Here is a 15479-nt window from a genome sequence, read left to right as displayed (position 1 = left end):
CCGACCCCGACCCCGACCCCGACCCCGACCCCGACCCCGACCCCGACCCCGACCCCGACCCCGACCCCGACCCCGACCCCCACACCCACACCCACACCCACACCCACACCCACACCCACACCAGGCCTGCCCAAGCATGCACTGATCGGGTACTGGCATAACTTCACCAATCCCAGCGGCCCTACCATGCGCATACGGGACGTCTCTGACGATTGGGACGTGATCATGATTTCGTTTGGCGAGGATGGGGGCAATGGCAGTGTGACTTTCAACCTGGACCCCGGCGCAGGTACGGAGGCGCAGTTCATTGCCGATATTGCCGAGAAGCGGGCGCGAGGCAAGAAGGTGGTGCTGTCGCTAGGCGGGCAGGAAGGCCGGATGACCTTGAATACGCCAGAGAACGTGACCAACTTCGTCAACAGCCTGCATGGCCTGATCAACAAGTACGGGCTGGACGGTATTGATCTGGACCTGGAAAGCGGTGCCGGTGTGGTGCTGGGTACGCCCATCATCAACAACCTGATCACGGCAATGAAGCAGCTCAAGGCCAGGGTAGGCCCCGGTTTCTATCTCTCCATGGCACCCGAGCACCCGTATGTGCAGGGGGGCTATGTGGTGAACTCCGGCATCTGGGGGGCTTACCTGCCCATCATTGACGGCCTGCGTGATGACCTGAACATGATCCATGTGCAGTACTACAACAATGGTGGCTTCACCTATGTGGACAACCGGACCTTGAACGAAGGCACGGTCGATGCGCTGGTGGGGGGGAGCCTGATGCTGATCGAAGGCTTCAAGGTCAATTACGGTAATGGCTGGGAGTTCAAGGGGCTGCGGCCTGACCAGGTGGCGTTTGGCGTGCCGTCCGGCCCGCGCTCTGCCAACCAGGGTTTTGTCACGCAGCAGACCGTGAAGGAGGCGCTGACCTGCCTTACCCAGCTGGTGAGCTGCGGCAGCGTGCGGCCCAAGCAGGCGTATCCCAGCTACCGTGGGGTGATGACCTGGTCCATCAACTGGGACAGGTATGATGGCTATAACTTCTCGCGGCCAGCCAAGGCCAGCCTGCAGGCGCTGCCCTGAGCGGCGGCCATTTGCAGGCAGGGACTAGCGTCTCTGCCTGATAGACCTGCGCCAACAACAAGACCCGCCTGAGCGGGTCTTGTTGTGTGCAGCGCGGGCAAGCCCGTCTGATAGGTCGATCAGAAGTTGTGGCGCATGGCGACGCCGAACACCTTGGGATCGTCGCCGCGTGCCGGCCGGTACTTGTTGTCGCCGGCTTCGAAGCGTGCGCGTGCGCGTGCGTCGTTGTTGAACTGGGCGTAGTAGCCGTAGAAGGACGTCATCTTGCTGATGGCGTAATTGACCTCGATGGCGAACAGGTCCACGCCGTCGTTGGCGTTGGCGGCGGATTCATCGGCCGTGCCGATGGATGCCTTGTAGGTCATGGGGCCGACCTTGTAGGCACCGTTCACGGTCAGGGTATCCACCTTGCGGCCGGCGTCGTTGTCGAGCTGGCTGATGGCGGCGCCCAGGGTGAAGTCACCAAACTTGGCACCGGCAATCAGCTTGCTGGCATGCCAGTCCTTGCCCTTCGCTTCCAGATCCTGTTTGACGTCATAGGCTGCGCCGATGTTCCACTTGCCGCCATCGTACTCTGCCGACATCGAATACACCTGGCGGTTGGAACCCACTTCGGCTGGGGCGGTGTAGCTGCCCTTGGCCTCATCCGGGCCGTAGGCCAGCTTGATCTGGACGCCGCTGAACTTGGGGCTGTGGTACTGGATCACGTTCTTCTGGCGGGTATGGAAGTTCAGCTCCGATGCCTTGCCGTGGGTGATCTGCTCGACCGAGTCGCCCTGGTTCCACAGCAGACCCACGTTCTTGTCCAGCGTCTTGAACGGCATATCGTAGTTGCCCATCAGCACCGTACCAAACTCGCCCTTCAGGCCGACGAAGCTGTTGCGGCTGGCAAATGAGCCACTATTGGCGCTGTCGTCGGGCGATACACCGCTCTCGATCTGCCAGATAGCGCTCAGCCCATCGCCCAGGCCCTCTTCGCCACGGAAACCCAGGCGGGAGGAGAAGTTCTGAACGGCAACGCGACGGAGCTTGCCGTCATCATGCAGCTCCAGGCCCATATCCATACGGCCGTAGACGGTGACATTGCTATCGGCGGCCGAGGCCACGGTGCCGACCAAGGCCAGTGCGGCGGCAATTGCATGTAGTTTCATTGGAGTGCTCTCTTCCTGATGGGATAAATTGCGGGGTATCAATATCGATTGATGCGGAAAGTACGTGGTATGGGGGTAGTGGTATTGGCGCCAAACCAGCGCTCATAGATGCGCTCGGCTTCGCCGCTGTCTTCAATCTCGGTCAGGGCGCGGTTGATGGCGGTGCGCAGCTTGGTCTCGCCCTTGCGCATGCCGATGGCGATGGGGTTGACGTTGATGGGGTAGTCCGGCATTTCGTAGCGCTGCTTGTTGGGCAGCTCGTTCCAGATGCTGATCAGCAAGGCTTCGGCCGCGACAATGGATTGCACTTTGCCGCTGGTCAGCATGGCGGTCAGCTCGGGCTTGTCCGGCGCTGTGACCAGCTCGGCGCTGGGGAACTGCTTGCGCATCAGTTTTTCCAACGGTCCTCCGGCGGTGACGCCGATGGAGACCGTGTAGTAGTCATCGTACGAGCGGATCACGCCTTTCAAGGCCAGCGCCTTGGTCTGGTTCATGAAGTAGCCGTAGCTCAGGTCCACCTGCTTGGCCACGTCGGGTGTCTTGCCCAGGCTGGCCATGATCAGGTCTATCTTGCGATCCAGCAGCAGTTGCACCCGGTTGCCGGTTTCCACCGTCTTGAAAACAGGCTTGAGGCCCATGCGCTTGGCGACGGCGACGCCCATATCTATGTCGTAGCCCATGACGGTTTTGGTCTTGGGATTGAATTCACCAAAGGGTGGGGACGAGTCCTTTACCCCAATTACGATTTCACCCTTGGCCTTGATCAGGTCCAGATCATCGGCCTGTGCCTGGGTGGGCATCAGTATGCTGGCGGCGAGCAGACATGCGCAGTAGAGGGATTTCATATGCAGTTACTCCAAAGTCCTATGGGGTGTGCGCTCATTTTTTGCAGAAGTCGGCAGAGCGCTTGAAGACAAAGGCGGTCTTGGTGGACTCGACGGGATCGGGTGTCAGGCCCGAAGGGCTTTGCCACAGCTTGAACCATTGGGCAGCCACCTTGGCCGTGGCTTCGTTGGCCTCGGCATTGCCGTCCATTTCATAGCGGAATGAGGCCTCGATCAGGGCGGGGCGCTCTTCATCGCCGAAGTACCACATCGATAGCTCAGTCTCGGCCCAGCTGTTGCCCAGCTTGATCTCGGGCAGGGTGAAGGTTTCTTCGCGTATGCTTTCCTTGATCACCGGCTGCACAGCCTTGTCGGCCGGTATGCCCAGTCGTTCGAGTTCCGGCAGGTAGGATTGCAGGCTCTTGATGGTGTCCAGCGTGGCACTGCTCTCCAGCTTGGCTTGCAGCGCACGCGACTGCTTGATCTGCAGCGGCGGCACCACGTCTTCCTCCTCCTTGACCTTGGCGCCCTTGGTCCAGCTGCCATCCACATCACCGCGCAGCTTGATGGTCAGGGTGCGCTTCTTTTCGTTGCCTCGGTCGCGCACAATCAAGCCGGCCTTGGTCAGCAGGCAGTCGCCGGGGGTATCGAGAAAACGCACGGCCCGGGTCTTGTCGCGAGAAGTCTTGCCCCGCGTTTCCAGTTTGATGGGGCCTTTGGCCAGATTGAGCAGGCTACGCTCGATGACGAAGGAGATTTCGCTGGGTTCGTAAGCCTCGTAGGCCGAGGGGTCGACTATCATCTTGTATTCACGGCTGGCCGGCGCGGCAGTGGCGCAGCAGGCTGCCAGTGTGAGTACGGTAATTCTGAGCATGGCGTGCCTCTCCTGAGCGTAACAATTGTTGCAATATATTGAATGGTAACCTTGGCACCAAAGCGGTTGCTTGGTATTACTCCATGGCTTGATCTGGATTAACCGTGTAGGTGTGCCTGGTGGCCGCTACCCACTTCACGCCTAGACCCTGAAGCCGCTGGCGGTATGCTTGAGTTCCTGCGCCAGCACGTCGAGCTCGGCAAACGCCTGGCTGATTTCACGCAGCGATAGGTCGGATTCGGCCGTCATCTCGGCGATATGCTCCACATTGCGGGCAATGCTCTCGCTGGCCTGGCTTTGTTCCGACAGCGCCAGGTTGACGTCGCGCGTCTGCCCCAAGGTGGCTTCTGCGCTGCCACTGATGCGCTGCAGATATTCGGCCGCCCGCTCGGTCTGCTCCACCCCGCCGTTGACCAGGCCGGTCACCTCGCCCATGCGGCCTGCGATGGACTGGGTATCGTTCTGCACCGCACCGGTCACTTCAAAGATGTTCTGGGTAGCTACCCCTGTGCGCTCCGCCAGCTTGCGTACCTCGTCTGCTACCACCGCAAAACCGCGCCCCTGCTCGCCGGCACGGGCGGCTTCGATGGCGGCGTTGAGGGCCAGCAGATTGGTCTGTTCAGCGATCTCCTTGATCACCACGGCGATACGGTCGATCTCCTTAGAGCGACTATCTAGCCCTTGCACCAACTCGACTGCGGCGCGCACGCCATCGGCAATATGGCGTATCTCGGCCGCGGCATCCGAGGCCAGCTTCTGGCCTGTAAGGGCCAACTCGGCCGAACTCGACGAACTGGCCTCGGCCGCCTTGGTGCTGTCGGCTACGTGGGCGATGCTGACCGTCATTTCCTCTACCGCAGCCGCCGTCGCGGCCGTGGTATTGGCGGTTTCGCTGGAGCGTTGCTCTATCTGCCCTATGCGCCCCGATAGTTGCTCTGACGCCCCTGCGAGCGTGGAAGAGGCCTGGTTGAAGCGGCCTACCATATCGCGCAGGCTGGCCTGCATGCGGCTGACGGCCCCCAGCATGCTGTTGCCGCCGGCCGAGCCACTGATGGTCACGGTCTGGCTGAGATCACCCTGTGAGATGGCCACGGCGATATCGTGGGCATACTGCGGCTCGCCCCCCAGCTGCTGCAGTATCTTGCGCGACATGGTGAGCGAGAGCGTGGCCAGCACGCCGATGATGGCCAGGCTCAGCAGCACGAACTGCACGGCACGGGCCCAGAAGGCATCATCGATATCATCGACAAACAGGCCGAAACCCACCATCCAGCCCCAGGGCTCGAACTTGCGTATACCGTTGAGCTTGGCCACCTTGGGGCCATCCTTCTTACCTGGCCGTGCTGCCATGGTCTCGGCAAAGCCACTGTCGGCCTTGGCCAGGATGGCTCGGTATTCGTCCGAGATATGGCGCCCATCAGGCAGCTTGGCGCCCTTGTCCACCTTGCCGATACGGCTTTGATCGGGGTGGACCAGCAGCACGTCCTCCATCGAGCGCAGTATCAGATAGTCATCACCCGAGCGCAGCCCACCCAAGGCAGCCTTGGCCCGGGCCTGCGCCTCGTCACGGCTCATGGCGCCGCTGGTTTCCAGCTTGTGATAGTGATCGAGCATGCCGACGGCAAGCTGGAGCAGACGGTCTATCTGTATCTTGCGTTCATCCAGCATGGTGTCGCGCAGGGCGATCAGGCTGAAGGCCGACACCAGTGCCATGCCCAGGACAGAGGCCGAGATAATCAGCCACACACGGGTTTTCAGCTTCATCTGGCGCTCCTTGGGTATGACGTCCTGACAACGCGCAGACGGCGCTGCAGCAAGGCCTGTGGTCATGGGCCTGCTGAAAACTATAGATTATTTCTTTACAGATTTATTGAAGGTCCGTGCATGGTATGAATCGCGCAACAAGCCTGCTTTGAGGCCTGGTGCGCTGGCGGCGTTGATACCAAGAGCTTGGGAGAATTGACGCTTGCGCGCCTACCCGGTTAACTTGGGGAGACTGAAGGAAGCCTCGATTTTCAAGTGGGACGAAAGCGAAACCTCTGGAAACTCCCTTGAACGCTAGACCACACAAACAGACGTTTTTTTACGATGTATGGAAATGACTTCAGCACCCTCAGCCGACTACATCCGAACTCTCGAAAGCGAGCGGACACAAGCCTTGGTCCGACGCGACATAGCGCTGGCAATGCGACTTCACGCTCGGGATTACCAATTGATCACCCCAGGGGGCAGGACCTACTCGCTCACCGAGTATCTCGAAGACATCAAGTCAGGTGCACTGCGTTATGAGGGCTGGGAAATCGGTCCCTGCGAAGTTCGACTCTCACCGTCGATGGCTGTCATCCGCTACAAAGCAAAGCTCCAGTTCGCGTCTGGAGTGATCCATTGCTGGCATACGGACACCTACGAGCTTCAAGATGGCACTTGGCAAGCGGTGTGGTCCCAGGCCACGGCAATCAATTAGGCTGGTCTAACCGTTTGAAGCGTATTCTCCAGCTGGCAAGCGCGTGGCCTAGCTGATGCTGGTTTTATAAGGGGATGCAGCACCAGTAGGTGGCGCGGGTTGTGCGTGGCGATGCCTAACGCCATCCATCCATGCCGCCGGACGAGTCGTTAGAGGCGACGCTGTGCGGACTGGGGTGCCTAGGCCCGGCTGGCGCAGATGGGTTGGGGCGGAGGGCGGTCGTAGCCTGATCGCCAACATGGTAGCGCAAGGGCCAAGCCGTGTTTACCGTTGCCCGCGATTGGCCTGGTACTGCACCACGAGTTCGCTGTACCGCTGGGCAAAGCGGTAGCAGTCGCCAGGCCAACGTGCCGACAGGTAGTTGCCATCCTCGACTACGAAGCCATTGCCGTGATTGTCTGCGCTGTCACGCAGCGGCAATACCGGGCCGTGTGCGTAGTCGCGCGGGTCGGCCAGCGCGGCCTTGAGTTCGGTGGCCACCGAGCAGGGGTAGGTACGGTAGTAGCGGCCTAGCCATGGCGCGGTGACAAACCAGGCGAACAGTTCCATGAAGGCTGGCAAGCCGGTGGATTTGCGGCCGTGGAGTACCGATCGTCCGGTGGCGGGGTCCAGCGTGCGGGCGGGCAGCAATACCCCGTGGCAGACGGCGGCAATGGGCTTGCCGGCCTGGAAGAAACCCAGCGTGATCCGTTTGGCTTCGTCCGAGTCGAGCATGGTCCTGACGCCGGGTGCATGGCCGCCGGGGATCAGCAAACCGTCGAAGGCGTCGGGGTCTACGTCTGCATAGGGCAGTGGCGAGAGAAAATGCGGGTCCTTCGCCATCTCCCGGTAGATGGCCAGCTCGGTGGGCCTGGCCATGAATACCGGCGACATGATGGAGAAACCGGTATCGGTCAGCCGCCGGTCGGCATGGGCCGGTGCGCCTGTCGGTGTGGCAAAGCGTACCTGCACGCCGGCCTGCTGCAGCGCCTGCCAGGGCACGGCGCTCTCGGTCGGGTCGTAATCGAGGGAGGGGAGGATGCAAAGTATCATGCCAATTCCTTTGCCTTGACGCCGTGCAGGCGACGGGTGGTGTCGATCTCGCGTGCGGTCTTGAAACCCTTCTGGCGCACCGTGTGCAGCATCAGGCCCAGCCTGCCCATGCTGAAGAATCGCCGGCCATAGCGCCGCAGCGCCCGCCGGTCTATGTCGAAACCCAGGCCGGGCGTGGTGGGCAAGGCAAGCTCACCCCGATGGTGCATGAAGGGCTCGGTCAGTATGGCGTCGCGGGCTTCTACCGTCCACGAGGGCGGGTTGAGCGGATATTCGAGCAGGCCCTGCTCGCGGTTGCCACCCACAGCCATCAGCTGCAGGTTGACCGCAAAACCGATGCCATTGGTCCAGGTGTGGGGCGTGTATTTGAGGCCGGCGTTTTTGCACAGGCGGATGACTTCCAGCGTCTGCGCAATCCCGCCGGTGAACATGGCGTCGGGCTGGAAGTAAGCATAGCAACGGCGCTCTATCATCATCTTCAGTTCTGCCAGGCCACCGGTATGCAGCTCGCCGCCGGCGATCGGCACCCGGCTGTAGGCTGTCAGTTCTGCCTGGCCGGCATAGTCGTCCATGGGTAGCGGCTCTTCTATCCAGGCCACGCCAAGATCGGCACAGGCGTCGGCAAAGCGTTTGGCACGGGCGAGGTCCCATAGCGGGGCATCGGCTATGGCGGTCACGCGCCAAGCCTGGTTGGCATCCACCGCCACCTTCATGCGGTCGCCCACCGCCTTGATCACGGCCTCAACCTGCGCAATATCCTGGCGCTCGTCAAAATCATGCACGCGCAGCTTGATGGCAGAAAAACCTTCCTGATGGCGCGCCAGTGCCTCCTCCACCCGCTCGCCCGGCGACTTGACCTCGCCGGTCGAGGCGTACAGCCGGATATTGCCTGCCTCGGCGCCCAGCAGCTGGTAGACCGGCTTGCCGGCCAGCTTGCCCTTGATGTCCCAGAACGCCGGTTCTATCCAGGCATTGCGCAGGCCAAGGTAGGACATCTCGCGCAAGCGCTGCTGGATCAAGGGGATGTCAGTCGCATCCAGCCCGATCAGGTAGGGCGCGATCAACTCACCAAAGCCGCGCCGTTCCCTGCCCATGGCGGGGCCGGCAGACCAGCCCTCCGCCCCGCATTCGGTAATCACCCGTATCAGGTCGAAGCGGTTCTCGGTCTGCGGATAGCCGGGTATCCAGCTCGGGTAGAACGCACGCTTCAAGGGATAGGCAACGTGATAGAGCTCGATATGGGCAATCTTGGACATGCGGTCTCCTAGGTTGGCGTCGACTGTAGCGCCGATGGCCTGGGAGCGCATTGACACGGCACGGAGCAAAAATTGACATTTCACGCCAATGTAAGCCAGGCTGTTGCCGTAGCGGCGCCCATGGAAGGCTGTGATGCAGGAACCCTATACCGTTGCTGTCAGCTATCTGCGCAGCCTGCTGGAAACGGCCGAGGCGGCGGGCATTGCCCGCGAGGAATTGCTCGATGGCTTGCCCATCACCGAGCGGGAGTTCGCCGCAGCAGGCAACCGCGTGGGCCTGAGCGTCGCCCAGCAGCTCTGGAAGCGCGCCATTGCCTTGTCTGGCGATGCCTTGTTCGGCTTGAAGGTTGGCAGTCAGGTGCGGCCATCGACCTTCTATGTGCTGGGACACGCGATCATGAGTAGCGCCACGCTGGGCGAGGCCATGCAGCTGATGCTGCGCTACCAGCGCCTGGTTAGCGACGGCGGCGTATTGACCTCTGATGCGACAGCCATCCGTGATTCGGTCACCATCGTGTACACACCACGCGCCATGCGGCTGCACCTGCTCCCACAGCAGATCGAGGCCATCGTCGCCGGCCTGGTCACCATGGCAGGCTGGCTATCGGCCTCGCACGCCCAGCCGCGCGCCGTGAGTTTCAGCCATGCGCCGCAGGGGGCTATCGACGCATACCGTTCCATCCTCGGCGTACTGCCTGTGTTTGGCGCCCCGGTACATTCGATCACCTTCTCACGCGCGGACCTTGCCCAGGCGCTGCCGCATGCCGACGCCGGCCTGTGTGCCATGCATTGCCGCCTGATAGACGAACAACTGGCCCTACTGCCACCGGCAGGTTACCTATCCGGCTTTATTACGCAGTGGCTGGCCGCCCGCCCGCTATGCGAGGCTAGTGCCGAAGCAGTAGCAACCCAGCTGGGCACCACGGTACGTACCCTGCAGCGCCAGCTGGCGGAGGAGGGCAGTAGCTGGACTGCCTTGTTCGATACAGCCCGTAAGCAGGAGGCGCAACGCCTGATCATGGCCGGCACCGGTCTGGACGAAGCGGCCCGACAACTGGGGTATCACGATGCCAGCAGCCTGAGCCGGGCAGTGCGGCGCTGGTTTGGTACGGCACCGGGCAGGATGCGGCGCGGCGCAGGGGCGTAAATGCAGCTTGGACGAGTAGACGTGACGTGGATGGTGCGCAAATTCTTTTAGTCGCCTGCGAACCGTTTTGCTGGCTCGGTTCCTCTTAGCAAGTGAGGGATGTCCTCGAACCAGCAATAGTCAAAGGAGCTTGCAATGTTCTACGTGAAGAATGTCCCCAACTGGGAACGCATCCTGCGTATCGTTATGGGCGCAATGGCGCTCGTGTTCGCCGCGATGAATTGGGGGATATCGAATCTCGCCGTAGGCATGGGCATCATGGGCGCCGTGATGGCCATGACCGGCTTGGTGGGTTTTTGCCCTATGTGCGCGCTGGTTGGCCGCAAGCTCGGCAAGGTGCGCTGAGCCATGGTCGACAGCGTGATCGAACGGGATAGCCTCATCTTGGCAACCCAGGCAGGCGACCAGGCAGCGATTGCTCGTCTGCTCGCGGTCTGCCAGGCAGACGCGCGTCGCTATGCGCGCAGGCACTGCCATGTCAGCGACGTGGATGACGCCGTACAGGAATCGCTGTTGATCATTTCGCGTAAGGTCACAAGCCTGAAGGCGACGGTGGCCTTTTCCTCCTGGCTGTTTACTATCATCAAGCGCGAGTGCCGCAAGCTCGGACGTATGTTGTTCAAGCATGAGTCGCTTGAGGACGAGATGGCAGAGCAGCAATTGGCCCGCCGCACTGACGATGCCTTGAGAGTCGACCTTGCGCACGCGCTCGAATCCTTGCCTGCGCACTACCTTGAGGTTGTGCTGCTGCGGGACTTTGAAGAACTGACGATTGCGGAAATCGCCGAGCGTCTTGGTGAACAACCCGGCGCAGTGAAGAGCCGGCTGCACCGGGCTCGCGAACTGGTGCGGGAGTATCTGCTGAGCGCATGACAACTGACCTGCATCGGGTGCGGGTCAGTTGGTCAATTGAACTGACCTGACCCCCGCACAATCAAGGTGGTTGTTATTTGCGCTCCAGGGCTGTTTAGGTGATGCAAAATGCAAGAGCCCATGGTTTATGCCTGCTAGGCCCCTGTTGCCAACAGTCACACCATATTTATTTCACCGCAGGAACCCCAAGTGCGTTAAGTGTCTCAGTCGTCATTAAACCGTTCTCTGGAAGTGATTTCAGGCGCTGGAACAAGGTCAGCGACTCCTTGGTTGGGTCATCCAAAACCCCGGTTATAGGCCCTTCATAGAGTGTTAGTCTGGTTAGCGCGATTTGAACTCTCATGATCTGCAGTACGCGCTTCTCCGGTCTGCTGAGTGTCGGTGTTGGTGTGGATGCCTCAAGATCAGCTCCTAGATCCGTCCCTGTAGCCTTCTTTGCCGGAGAGGATGGAGCAAAGCTTGGCGCGGAGGAGGGGGGCGGGGTGTAGGCTGGTGCTGGCGGTACATAAGCCGGAGGGTTATAACTGCTACCCCCTCCTGAGCCTGAGTAGTGTGAACTATGAGAGCGGTGAGAACTGTGACTTCGATGGGATGAATGAGACCGATGACCCGCGAAGAGGTTATCGCCTGGCCGATTCAACGCTTGCAAGGAAACTGGACCAGCGTCTTGATCCAATTGTGGAGGCACATAACTCGTATCGATAGCGGTGGCTTTGCCGGTGCCAAAGGGCACGCCAGCCAAAAAAAGTGCCATTGTTGTTTTGAATTTGCTCATGTCGTCATTACCTCCCGAATGGGGACTATTGCACCGGGTCGCCAACCTTTCTCCTGCCAAGCAAAAAGGCCACCGCATGCATCCTTGACCAAGCATTGCTCGCACTCGCCCACATACACACGCTTCCAATCCGAAATACTGCGATGGGCATACCGCCATAATGCTGAAGGTAACGTGCATAACGGGGTGTTCATGAGGATGCAAGGGATACCAGCTCTATCCAGTGCACTTATGCCGGCAAGCAGCTCCGAATGCCAGTTTCCTAAGTCCATTTCGCACTGAGCACGGTTAGCCAATGCAAAACCGATGGGCTCGCATCCCATAATGGCCACTTCACGTACAAAAGGCAGATTACGGCCTATGAAGGCGCATAGTTGTGGCAGGATTTCAAGGACAGGTTCAATCAAGACAATGCGCAATTGGATAGCTTGTTCATAGCTTTGCAGGTTTAACAGGCCTGCTAACGTCTCGTGGAAAGCACCGTGACTCTGCACGACGAAGTCATGTAGGAAGTCAGCGTGGCCATACAGCGGAACTAACCAACACACATTCGCGCGCAATTGTCCCAATAGTTGCTTCACACAGTCTGGGTTGGCCAGCAGGCGGCCATTTGTGAGCAAGTCGATGCGGCTGGTGGGGTGCAATTCGGCTGTTATATCGAATACTTCCCGTAGCTTGGGGCCGAGTAGTAGAGGCTCTCCACCTGTCATGCCAATCACAGCAGGGGAGGGTAAGATGTGCCGGAGTATTTCAATTGCCTCTCCAACCAACCAACTGTCGTCTTGTGGCGTCGGCGGTTGTGAGCACATTAAGCAGTAGCTATTGCAGCGATTGGTCAGGAAGATGGCGTGATGATCGTCGCTCGGCCGATACTGGACCTGGATTTCATTACGATGCGGCTGAGACACCACGACGTCGCCAGCCTCCAGCAGCGTTACATCCCCGACGACAGCGTTGTTTTGCCAGGACGTTTCCCAAAGCGATTCAGATAACAATGGATAGAGATTGTGCAGCCCACCGGTGCATAACTGACGCAGTTCCTGAGCGTCCTGAGCATCGGCGACGGGGACCAGGTACTGCAGTTCCGGAGTCCATTCATGGCTTAACTCACCCAGCGGTATGACCCGCATGACGGTCCGGTCTCCGATACCTAGCGATCGTGCGTGCACCTTACGCATACGCTATCCCCCGTTGGGTTTCGCCCATTCGAACGCCAGATTGAGGAAGTCCTCATCCTCACCGTGCAGCTTTTGAAATAGATAATCAAAAAGCCACATTTGGCGTTGGCAGTGGTCAGTTAAATAAATTGGCGCACGTGTGGTGCCGAAGCGGCCGTAGGTATTCACCGGATCGGGGCCGCAATAGGTGCGATAAGCACACTCATCACAGCCGGGTACATATCGACCCAGGCTAGCTTGAATCAAATCTCGCTGTACAGGGCTTTTCAGCACCTGGGCTAGCGGTTGGCCAATCTTACCGAGCCGTAACCCGAAATCACCCATTTCCGCAAGCATTCGTGCTTCGTCGCTGGGATAGATAAAACCATCGTAGTTGTAAACAATCGCGGCCAAGCCTGCACCACTGGGAGACTGCAAATCTACGTAGCCTCCGTCATGCGTTGAGAGCACTTTGTTTAATGCGATGGACGCTCCGACCTCTCGCAATGGATAGCCTTGCCGGTTCCAGTAAATAACCCGCTCGAACGCTTGAGCATAGAACGCGGCAAACTCTGCATGAGAATAACTAAGGGCATGCGCATTCTTCACAGCAAAGCCGTAGTTGCTCAACGGCCGCAGAAAGATATCGTGTAGTTTTAGATCAACATACTGATCAACAATGGTTTCAGCGTATTCGAGTGAGTTCCTGGTGACGGTAACCAGTGCTGCGACGGCATCTACCCCGATGATCCTCCTTGCAAGTGACATACCTTTGAGCGTGCGTTCGTAGCCGTCTTTTCCGGGAAGTGGTCGGTTTCGATTATGCAGCTCCTCTGGCCCATCAATGCTAGTCGAGAGGTAAACCTTATGAGCCTTGAAAAACTGACACATCTCCTCTGTAAGCTGATGCAGAGTTGAGGTCACAACAAATCGCAGGTGACGCTGTTCTCCAATGTTCCTTGTTTGAATACGCTCTATGGCATGCCGAATAAGATCAAACCGGAGTAACGGATCACCGCCTTGAAACTCGACAGTCAGGGCTTGGGCGCGACTCTCGAAGATGGTGTCACAAGCAGCATCCAAGTCATCCATCGACATGGTATGGCCTTCATCATCCAGTGCCCGGCTGACTTGGCAATAGCGACAAGAATGTGCGCATTGTAGTGTCGGGACGATGATATGTAGTGAAGGGCCGCTTAGGACGGTTTCATGCTTGGCTGCGATGCGGGAGCTGATCAAACGCCGTAGGCCGGGTGTTCCACCCGGGGGGCCTAAGAAGAATTTAGATTTAAGTTCGGCAATTTGTGGAGCAGAGAAGTTGGCAAAGCGATGCACTAAATCTGATAGGGTGGAATCGTTCAGGAAGATATGATCACCTGTCTCGCTTACAGCGACGATGTTGTCTGGTGCAAGTCGACGGAAACGAAACGGGTAGAGGGTAGTGGGATATGCGTCGGTCAGCATGCACCCGCCTTGTACAAAATGGCGTCGGCAATGCCACCAATGGTGGTATCAGCCTTCTGAGCGATCTGCCGACGGAGTATCTGGTCCGTCAAGATTTGACGAAACACAACTTCACGGTCGGCAGCTTCCTGGGGAGTTGTAGCCATTATTTCGACCAGCTGTCCGCCAACCTCGCTTTTGTCACGTATGAGCATACTGCGTTGGCAGAGCGCCATCGCACGTAATACATCGACGTACTCTGTTGCTGCAGGAATTTCGATTGCATACCAGTCCGCACGGTCAAGGTTAGGCATGACCGGTACCTACTGACGAGCGGCGCAATGGCGCGATTGAGATCAACGCGCAGGCGGTAGACATGCTTCCTCCTTATGACGACTGCCCAGTTGTGCTTTGCACTTATCAAGCGGACTCTTCTTCAACGTAGTAGGAATGAATGAAAAGACCAACCCGAGGTTCGCCGTTCTACCTTGTTCTTTGTCCGTTCGTGTGGTCTGTTCACCGTATCGCGCGTGCGGTTGAGAAACACGAACAACTCACCGGATAGTCGCGAGCGTTTTAGTACGGTTTCGGCCAGTAGTGCCAGTCCGTCGATGGAGTGGCGCATATCGCCGGGCTGGTTGGTGATGATGGCGCGTTGAGGGGCTGCGAGCATGACTGAACTCCTGCAACAAGGGTTCGATCAGCTTAGCGATCATCCCACCAAAGTAGCTAGATGCGGGCCGCCGGGTATTTATGAAACCGCCTGGGATAGAAAAAGCCCGCCTCCTTTTGGAGTGCGGGCCTTTGCTGGCAAAACGGTGCCGATTCCATTTAGAACGGAATATCGTCCTCAAAGTCGTCAAAGCTCTGCGGCTTTTGCGGCGCAGGGCGCGATTGGCCGCCTGCGGCTGCTGGGGCACCGCCGCCGCGCTGGGCGGGTGGGGCCGAGGGGGCGTCGTTGTAGCTGGGGGCGCTCTGATCGTACTCGGCGCCGCTGCTCATGCCGCCGGACTTGCCGCCCAGCATCTTCATTTCGTCGGCGATGATCTCGGTGGTGTAGCGATCCTGGCCGGTGGTCTTGTCCTGCCACTTGCGGGTCTGCAGGCGGCCTTCGATATAGACCGAGCTACCCTTCTTCAGGTACTGGCCGGCAATTTCGGCCAGGCGGCGGTACATGGTGATGTTGTGCCACTCGGTCTTTTCCTGCTTCTGGCCGCTGTTCTTGTCCTTCCAGGTTTCGGTGGTGGCGATGCTGAAGTTGCAGATGGCCGAGCCATCCGGCATGTAGCGCATCTCGGGGTCGCGGCCCAGATTGCCGATCAGCAGGACTTTGTTGAGCGATGCCATATTGCGTTTTCTCCAATGGATAAGGTGGCGCGGCACTGGATTTGCCGGCCACCGTC

17 protein-coding genes are annotated in these 15479 nt (G+C 59.1%); 5 read left to right on the top strand and 12 right to left on the bottom strand.

What is annotated here, in order from left to right; all coding sequences use genetic code 11:
* The first annotated feature begins 126 nt into the window (after nt 1–126).
* Nucleotides 127–1080 (top strand): chitinase, encoded by a 954-nt coding sequence (locus tag QWZ03_RS08005; protein WP_308447531.1) that lies wholly within the window; start codon nt 127–129, stop codon nt 1078–1080.
* A gap of 119 nt (nt 1081–1199) precedes the next feature.
* On the opposite strand, the gene QWZ03_RS08000 is transcribed toward QWZ03_RS08005, so the two are convergent.
* The 4 genes from QWZ03_RS08000 to QWZ03_RS07985 form a co-directional block, all read right to left on the bottom strand.
* Nucleotides 1200–2231, bottom strand: coding sequence for a porin (locus QWZ03_RS08000; RefSeq protein ID WP_290332229.1), 1032 nt, complete (start codon nt 2229–2231; stop codon nt 1200–1202).
* A 38-nt stretch (nt 2232–2269) separates the two neighbouring features.
* Nucleotides 2270–3076, bottom strand: a complete 807-nt coding sequence (locus tag QWZ03_RS07995) for a transporter substrate-binding domain-containing protein (RefSeq protein WP_290332228.1) — start codon at nt 3074–3076, stop codon at nt 2270–2272.
* A 34-nt stretch (nt 3077–3110) separates the two neighbouring features.
* Nucleotides 3111–3929, bottom strand: coding sequence for a hypothetical protein (locus tag QWZ03_RS07990; RefSeq protein ID WP_290332227.1), 819 nt, complete (start codon nt 3927–3929; stop codon nt 3111–3113).
* Between the two features lie 141 nt (nt 3930–4070).
* Nucleotides 4071–5693: a methyl-accepting chemotaxis protein gene (locus QWZ03_RS07985; RefSeq protein WP_290332226.1), complete on the bottom strand. Its 1623-nt coding sequence runs from the start codon at nt 5691–5693 to the stop codon at nt 4071–4073.
* Between the two features lie 328 nt (nt 5694–6021).
* Between QWZ03_RS07985 and QWZ03_RS20985 the strand changes: the two genes are divergently transcribed.
* The gene (locus QWZ03_RS20985) at nt 6022–6393 is read left to right on the top strand and encodes a nuclear transport factor 2 family protein (protein ID WP_373322387.1); all 372 of its coding nucleotides are present in this window, start codon (nt 6022–6024) and stop codon (nt 6391–6393) included.
* A 264-nt stretch (nt 6394–6657) separates the two neighbouring features.
* Here QWZ03_RS20985 and QWZ03_RS07980 read toward each other — a convergent pair whose 3' ends face one another.
* Together QWZ03_RS07980 and QWZ03_RS07975 are read right to left on the bottom strand one after the other, a co-directional pair.
* Nucleotides 6658–7425, bottom strand: coding sequence for a type 1 glutamine amidotransferase domain-containing protein (locus QWZ03_RS07980; protein ID WP_290332225.1), 768 nt, complete (start codon nt 7423–7425; stop codon nt 6658–6660).
* Nucleotides 7422–8681 carry a mandelate racemase/muconate lactonizing enzyme family protein gene (locus QWZ03_RS07975; protein ID WP_290332224.1) on the bottom strand — a complete coding sequence of 420 codons (1260 nt, stop codon included), beginning with the start codon at nt 8679–8681 and terminating at the stop codon, nt 7422–7424. Before QWZ03_RS07975 ends, QWZ03_RS07980 begins: the two co-directional genes overlap by 4 nt.
* 133 nt (nt 8682–8814) lie before the next feature.
* Here QWZ03_RS07975 and QWZ03_RS07970 point away from each other — a divergent pair, with 133 nt between their 5' ends.
* The 3 genes from QWZ03_RS07970 (at nt 8815) to QWZ03_RS07960 (ending at nt 10701) form a co-directional block, all read left to right on the top strand.
* The gene (locus QWZ03_RS07970) at nt 8815–9828 is read left to right on the top strand and encodes an AraC family transcriptional regulator (RefSeq protein WP_290332223.1); all 1014 of its coding nucleotides are present in this window, start codon (nt 8815–8817) and stop codon (nt 9826–9828) included.
* A 135-nt stretch (nt 9829–9963) separates the two neighbouring features.
* Nucleotides 9964–10173, top strand: a complete 210-nt coding sequence (locus QWZ03_RS07965) for a YgaP family membrane protein (RefSeq protein ID WP_290332222.1) — start codon at nt 9964–9966, stop codon at nt 10171–10173.
* 3 nt (nt 10174–10176) lie between these two features.
* Nucleotides 10177–10701, top strand: coding sequence for an RNA polymerase sigma factor (locus QWZ03_RS07960; protein ID WP_290332221.1), 525 nt, complete (start codon nt 10177–10179; stop codon nt 10699–10701).
* 166 nt (nt 10702–10867) lie between these two features.
* Here the strand turns inward: QWZ03_RS07960 and hxsA are convergent, their stop codons facing one another.
* The 6 genes from hxsA to QWZ03_RS07935 all read right to left on the bottom strand — a co-directional run bounded on the left by hxsA (nt 10868) and on the right by QWZ03_RS07935 (nt 15423).
* Nucleotides 10868–11455, bottom strand: a complete 588-nt coding sequence (hxsA, locus tag QWZ03_RS20980) for a His-Xaa-Ser repeat protein HxsA (RefSeq protein ID WP_373322388.1) — start codon at nt 11453–11455, stop codon at nt 10868–10870.
* A gap of 17 nt (nt 11456–11472) precedes the next feature.
* Nucleotides 11473–12606: a His-Xaa-Ser system radical SAM maturase HxsC gene (hxsC, locus tag QWZ03_RS07955; protein WP_290332220.1), complete on the bottom strand. Its 1134-nt coding sequence runs from the start codon at nt 12604–12606 to the stop codon at nt 11473–11475.
* Nucleotides 12607–12657: 51 nt separating this feature from the next.
* The gene (gene hxsB / locus QWZ03_RS07950) at nt 12658–14097 is read right to left on the bottom strand and encodes a His-Xaa-Ser system radical SAM maturase HxsB (RefSeq protein WP_290332219.1); all 1440 of its coding nucleotides are present in this window, start codon (nt 14095–14097) and stop codon (nt 12658–12660) included.
* Nucleotides 14091–14390, bottom strand: a complete 300-nt coding sequence (locus QWZ03_RS07945) for a hypothetical protein (protein WP_290332218.1) — start codon at nt 14388–14390, stop codon at nt 14091–14093. Before QWZ03_RS07945 ends, hxsB begins: the two co-directional genes overlap by 7 nt.
* A 122-nt stretch (nt 14391–14512) precedes the next feature.
* A complete protein-coding gene (gene tnpB, locus QWZ03_RS07940) occupies nt 14513–14749 on the bottom strand; it encodes an IS66 family insertion sequence element accessory protein TnpB (RefSeq protein WP_290332217.1) in 237 nt (78 codons plus the stop codon).
* 158 nt (nt 14750–14907) lie between these two features.
* On the bottom strand, nt 14908–15423 hold the full coding sequence (locus tag QWZ03_RS07935; RefSeq protein WP_290332216.1) for a single-stranded DNA-binding protein: 516 nt from the start codon (nt 15421–15423) through the stop codon (nt 14908–14910).
* Between the last annotated feature and the right edge of the window lie 56 nt (nt 15424–15479).

The sequence above is a fragment of the Chitinimonas viridis genome, from assembly GCF_030409555.1.
Classification (GTDB): Bacteria; Pseudomonadota; Gammaproteobacteria; order Burkholderiales; family Chitinimonadaceae; genus Chitinimonas; species Chitinimonas viridis.
The sequence above is the reverse complement of the archived record's forward strand: the minus strand, read 5'-3'. Positions and strand labels throughout refer to the sequence as shown.

What these genes read in the sequence shown, in the direction of transcription:
- QWZ03_RS08000 (WP_290332229.1), bottom strand. Translation starts at nt 2,231, where the DNA reads ATGAAACTACATGCAATTGCCGCCGCACTGGCCTTGGTCGGCACCGTG.
- QWZ03_RS07995 (WP_290332228.1), bottom strand. Translation starts at nt 3,076, where the DNA reads ATGAAATCCCTCTACTGCGCATGTCTGCTCGCCGCCAGCATACTGATG.
- QWZ03_RS07990 (WP_290332227.1), bottom strand. Translation starts at nt 3,929, where the DNA reads ATGCTCAGAATTACCGTACTCACACTGGCAGCCTGCTGCGCCACTGCC.
- QWZ03_RS07985 (WP_290332226.1), bottom strand. Translation starts at nt 5,693, where the DNA reads ATGAAGCTGAAAACCCGTGTGTGGCTGATTATCTCGGCCTCTGTCCTG.
- QWZ03_RS20985 (WP_373322387.1), top strand. Translation starts at nt 6,022, where the DNA reads ATGGAAATGACTTCAGCACCCTCAGCCGACTACATCCGAACTCTCGAA.
- QWZ03_RS07980 (WP_290332225.1), bottom strand. Translation starts at nt 7,425, where the DNA reads ATGATACTTTGCATCCTCCCCTCCCTCGATTACGACCCGACCGAGAGC.
- QWZ03_RS07975 (WP_290332224.1), bottom strand. Translation starts at nt 8,681, where the DNA reads ATGTCCAAGATTGCCCATATCGAGCTCTATCACGTTGCCTATCCCTTG.
- QWZ03_RS07970 (WP_290332223.1), top strand. Translation starts at nt 8,815, where the DNA reads ATGCAGGAACCCTATACCGTTGCTGTCAGCTATCTGCGCAGCCTGCTG.
- QWZ03_RS07965 (WP_290332222.1), top strand. Translation starts at nt 9,964, where the DNA reads ATGTTCTACGTGAAGAATGTCCCCAACTGGGAACGCATCCTGCGTATC.
- QWZ03_RS07960 (WP_290332221.1), top strand. Translation starts at nt 10,177, where the DNA reads ATGGTCGACAGCGTGATCGAACGGGATAGCCTCATCTTGGCAACCCAG.
- hxsA (WP_373322388.1), bottom strand. Translation starts at nt 11,455, where the DNA reads ATGGCACTTTTTTTGGCTGGCGTGCCCTTTGGCACCGGCAAAGCCACC.
- hxsC (WP_290332220.1), bottom strand. Translation starts at nt 12,606, where the DNA reads ATGCGGGTCATACCGCTGGGTGAGTTAAGCCATGAATGGACTCCGGAA.
- hxsB (WP_290332219.1), bottom strand. Translation starts at nt 14,097, where the DNA reads ATGCTGACCGACGCATATCCCACTACCCTCTACCCGTTTCGTTTCCGT.
- QWZ03_RS07945 (WP_290332218.1), bottom strand. Translation starts at nt 14,390, where the DNA reads ATGCCTAACCTTGACCGTGCGGACTGGTATGCAATCGAAATTCCTGCA.
- tnpB (WP_290332217.1), bottom strand. Translation starts at nt 14,749, where the DNA reads ATGCTCGCAGCCCCTCAACGCGCCATCATCACCAACCAGCCCGGCGAT.
- QWZ03_RS07935 (WP_290332216.1), bottom strand. Translation starts at nt 15,423, where the DNA reads ATGGCATCGCTCAACAAAGTCCTGCTGATCGGCAATCTGGGCCGCGAC.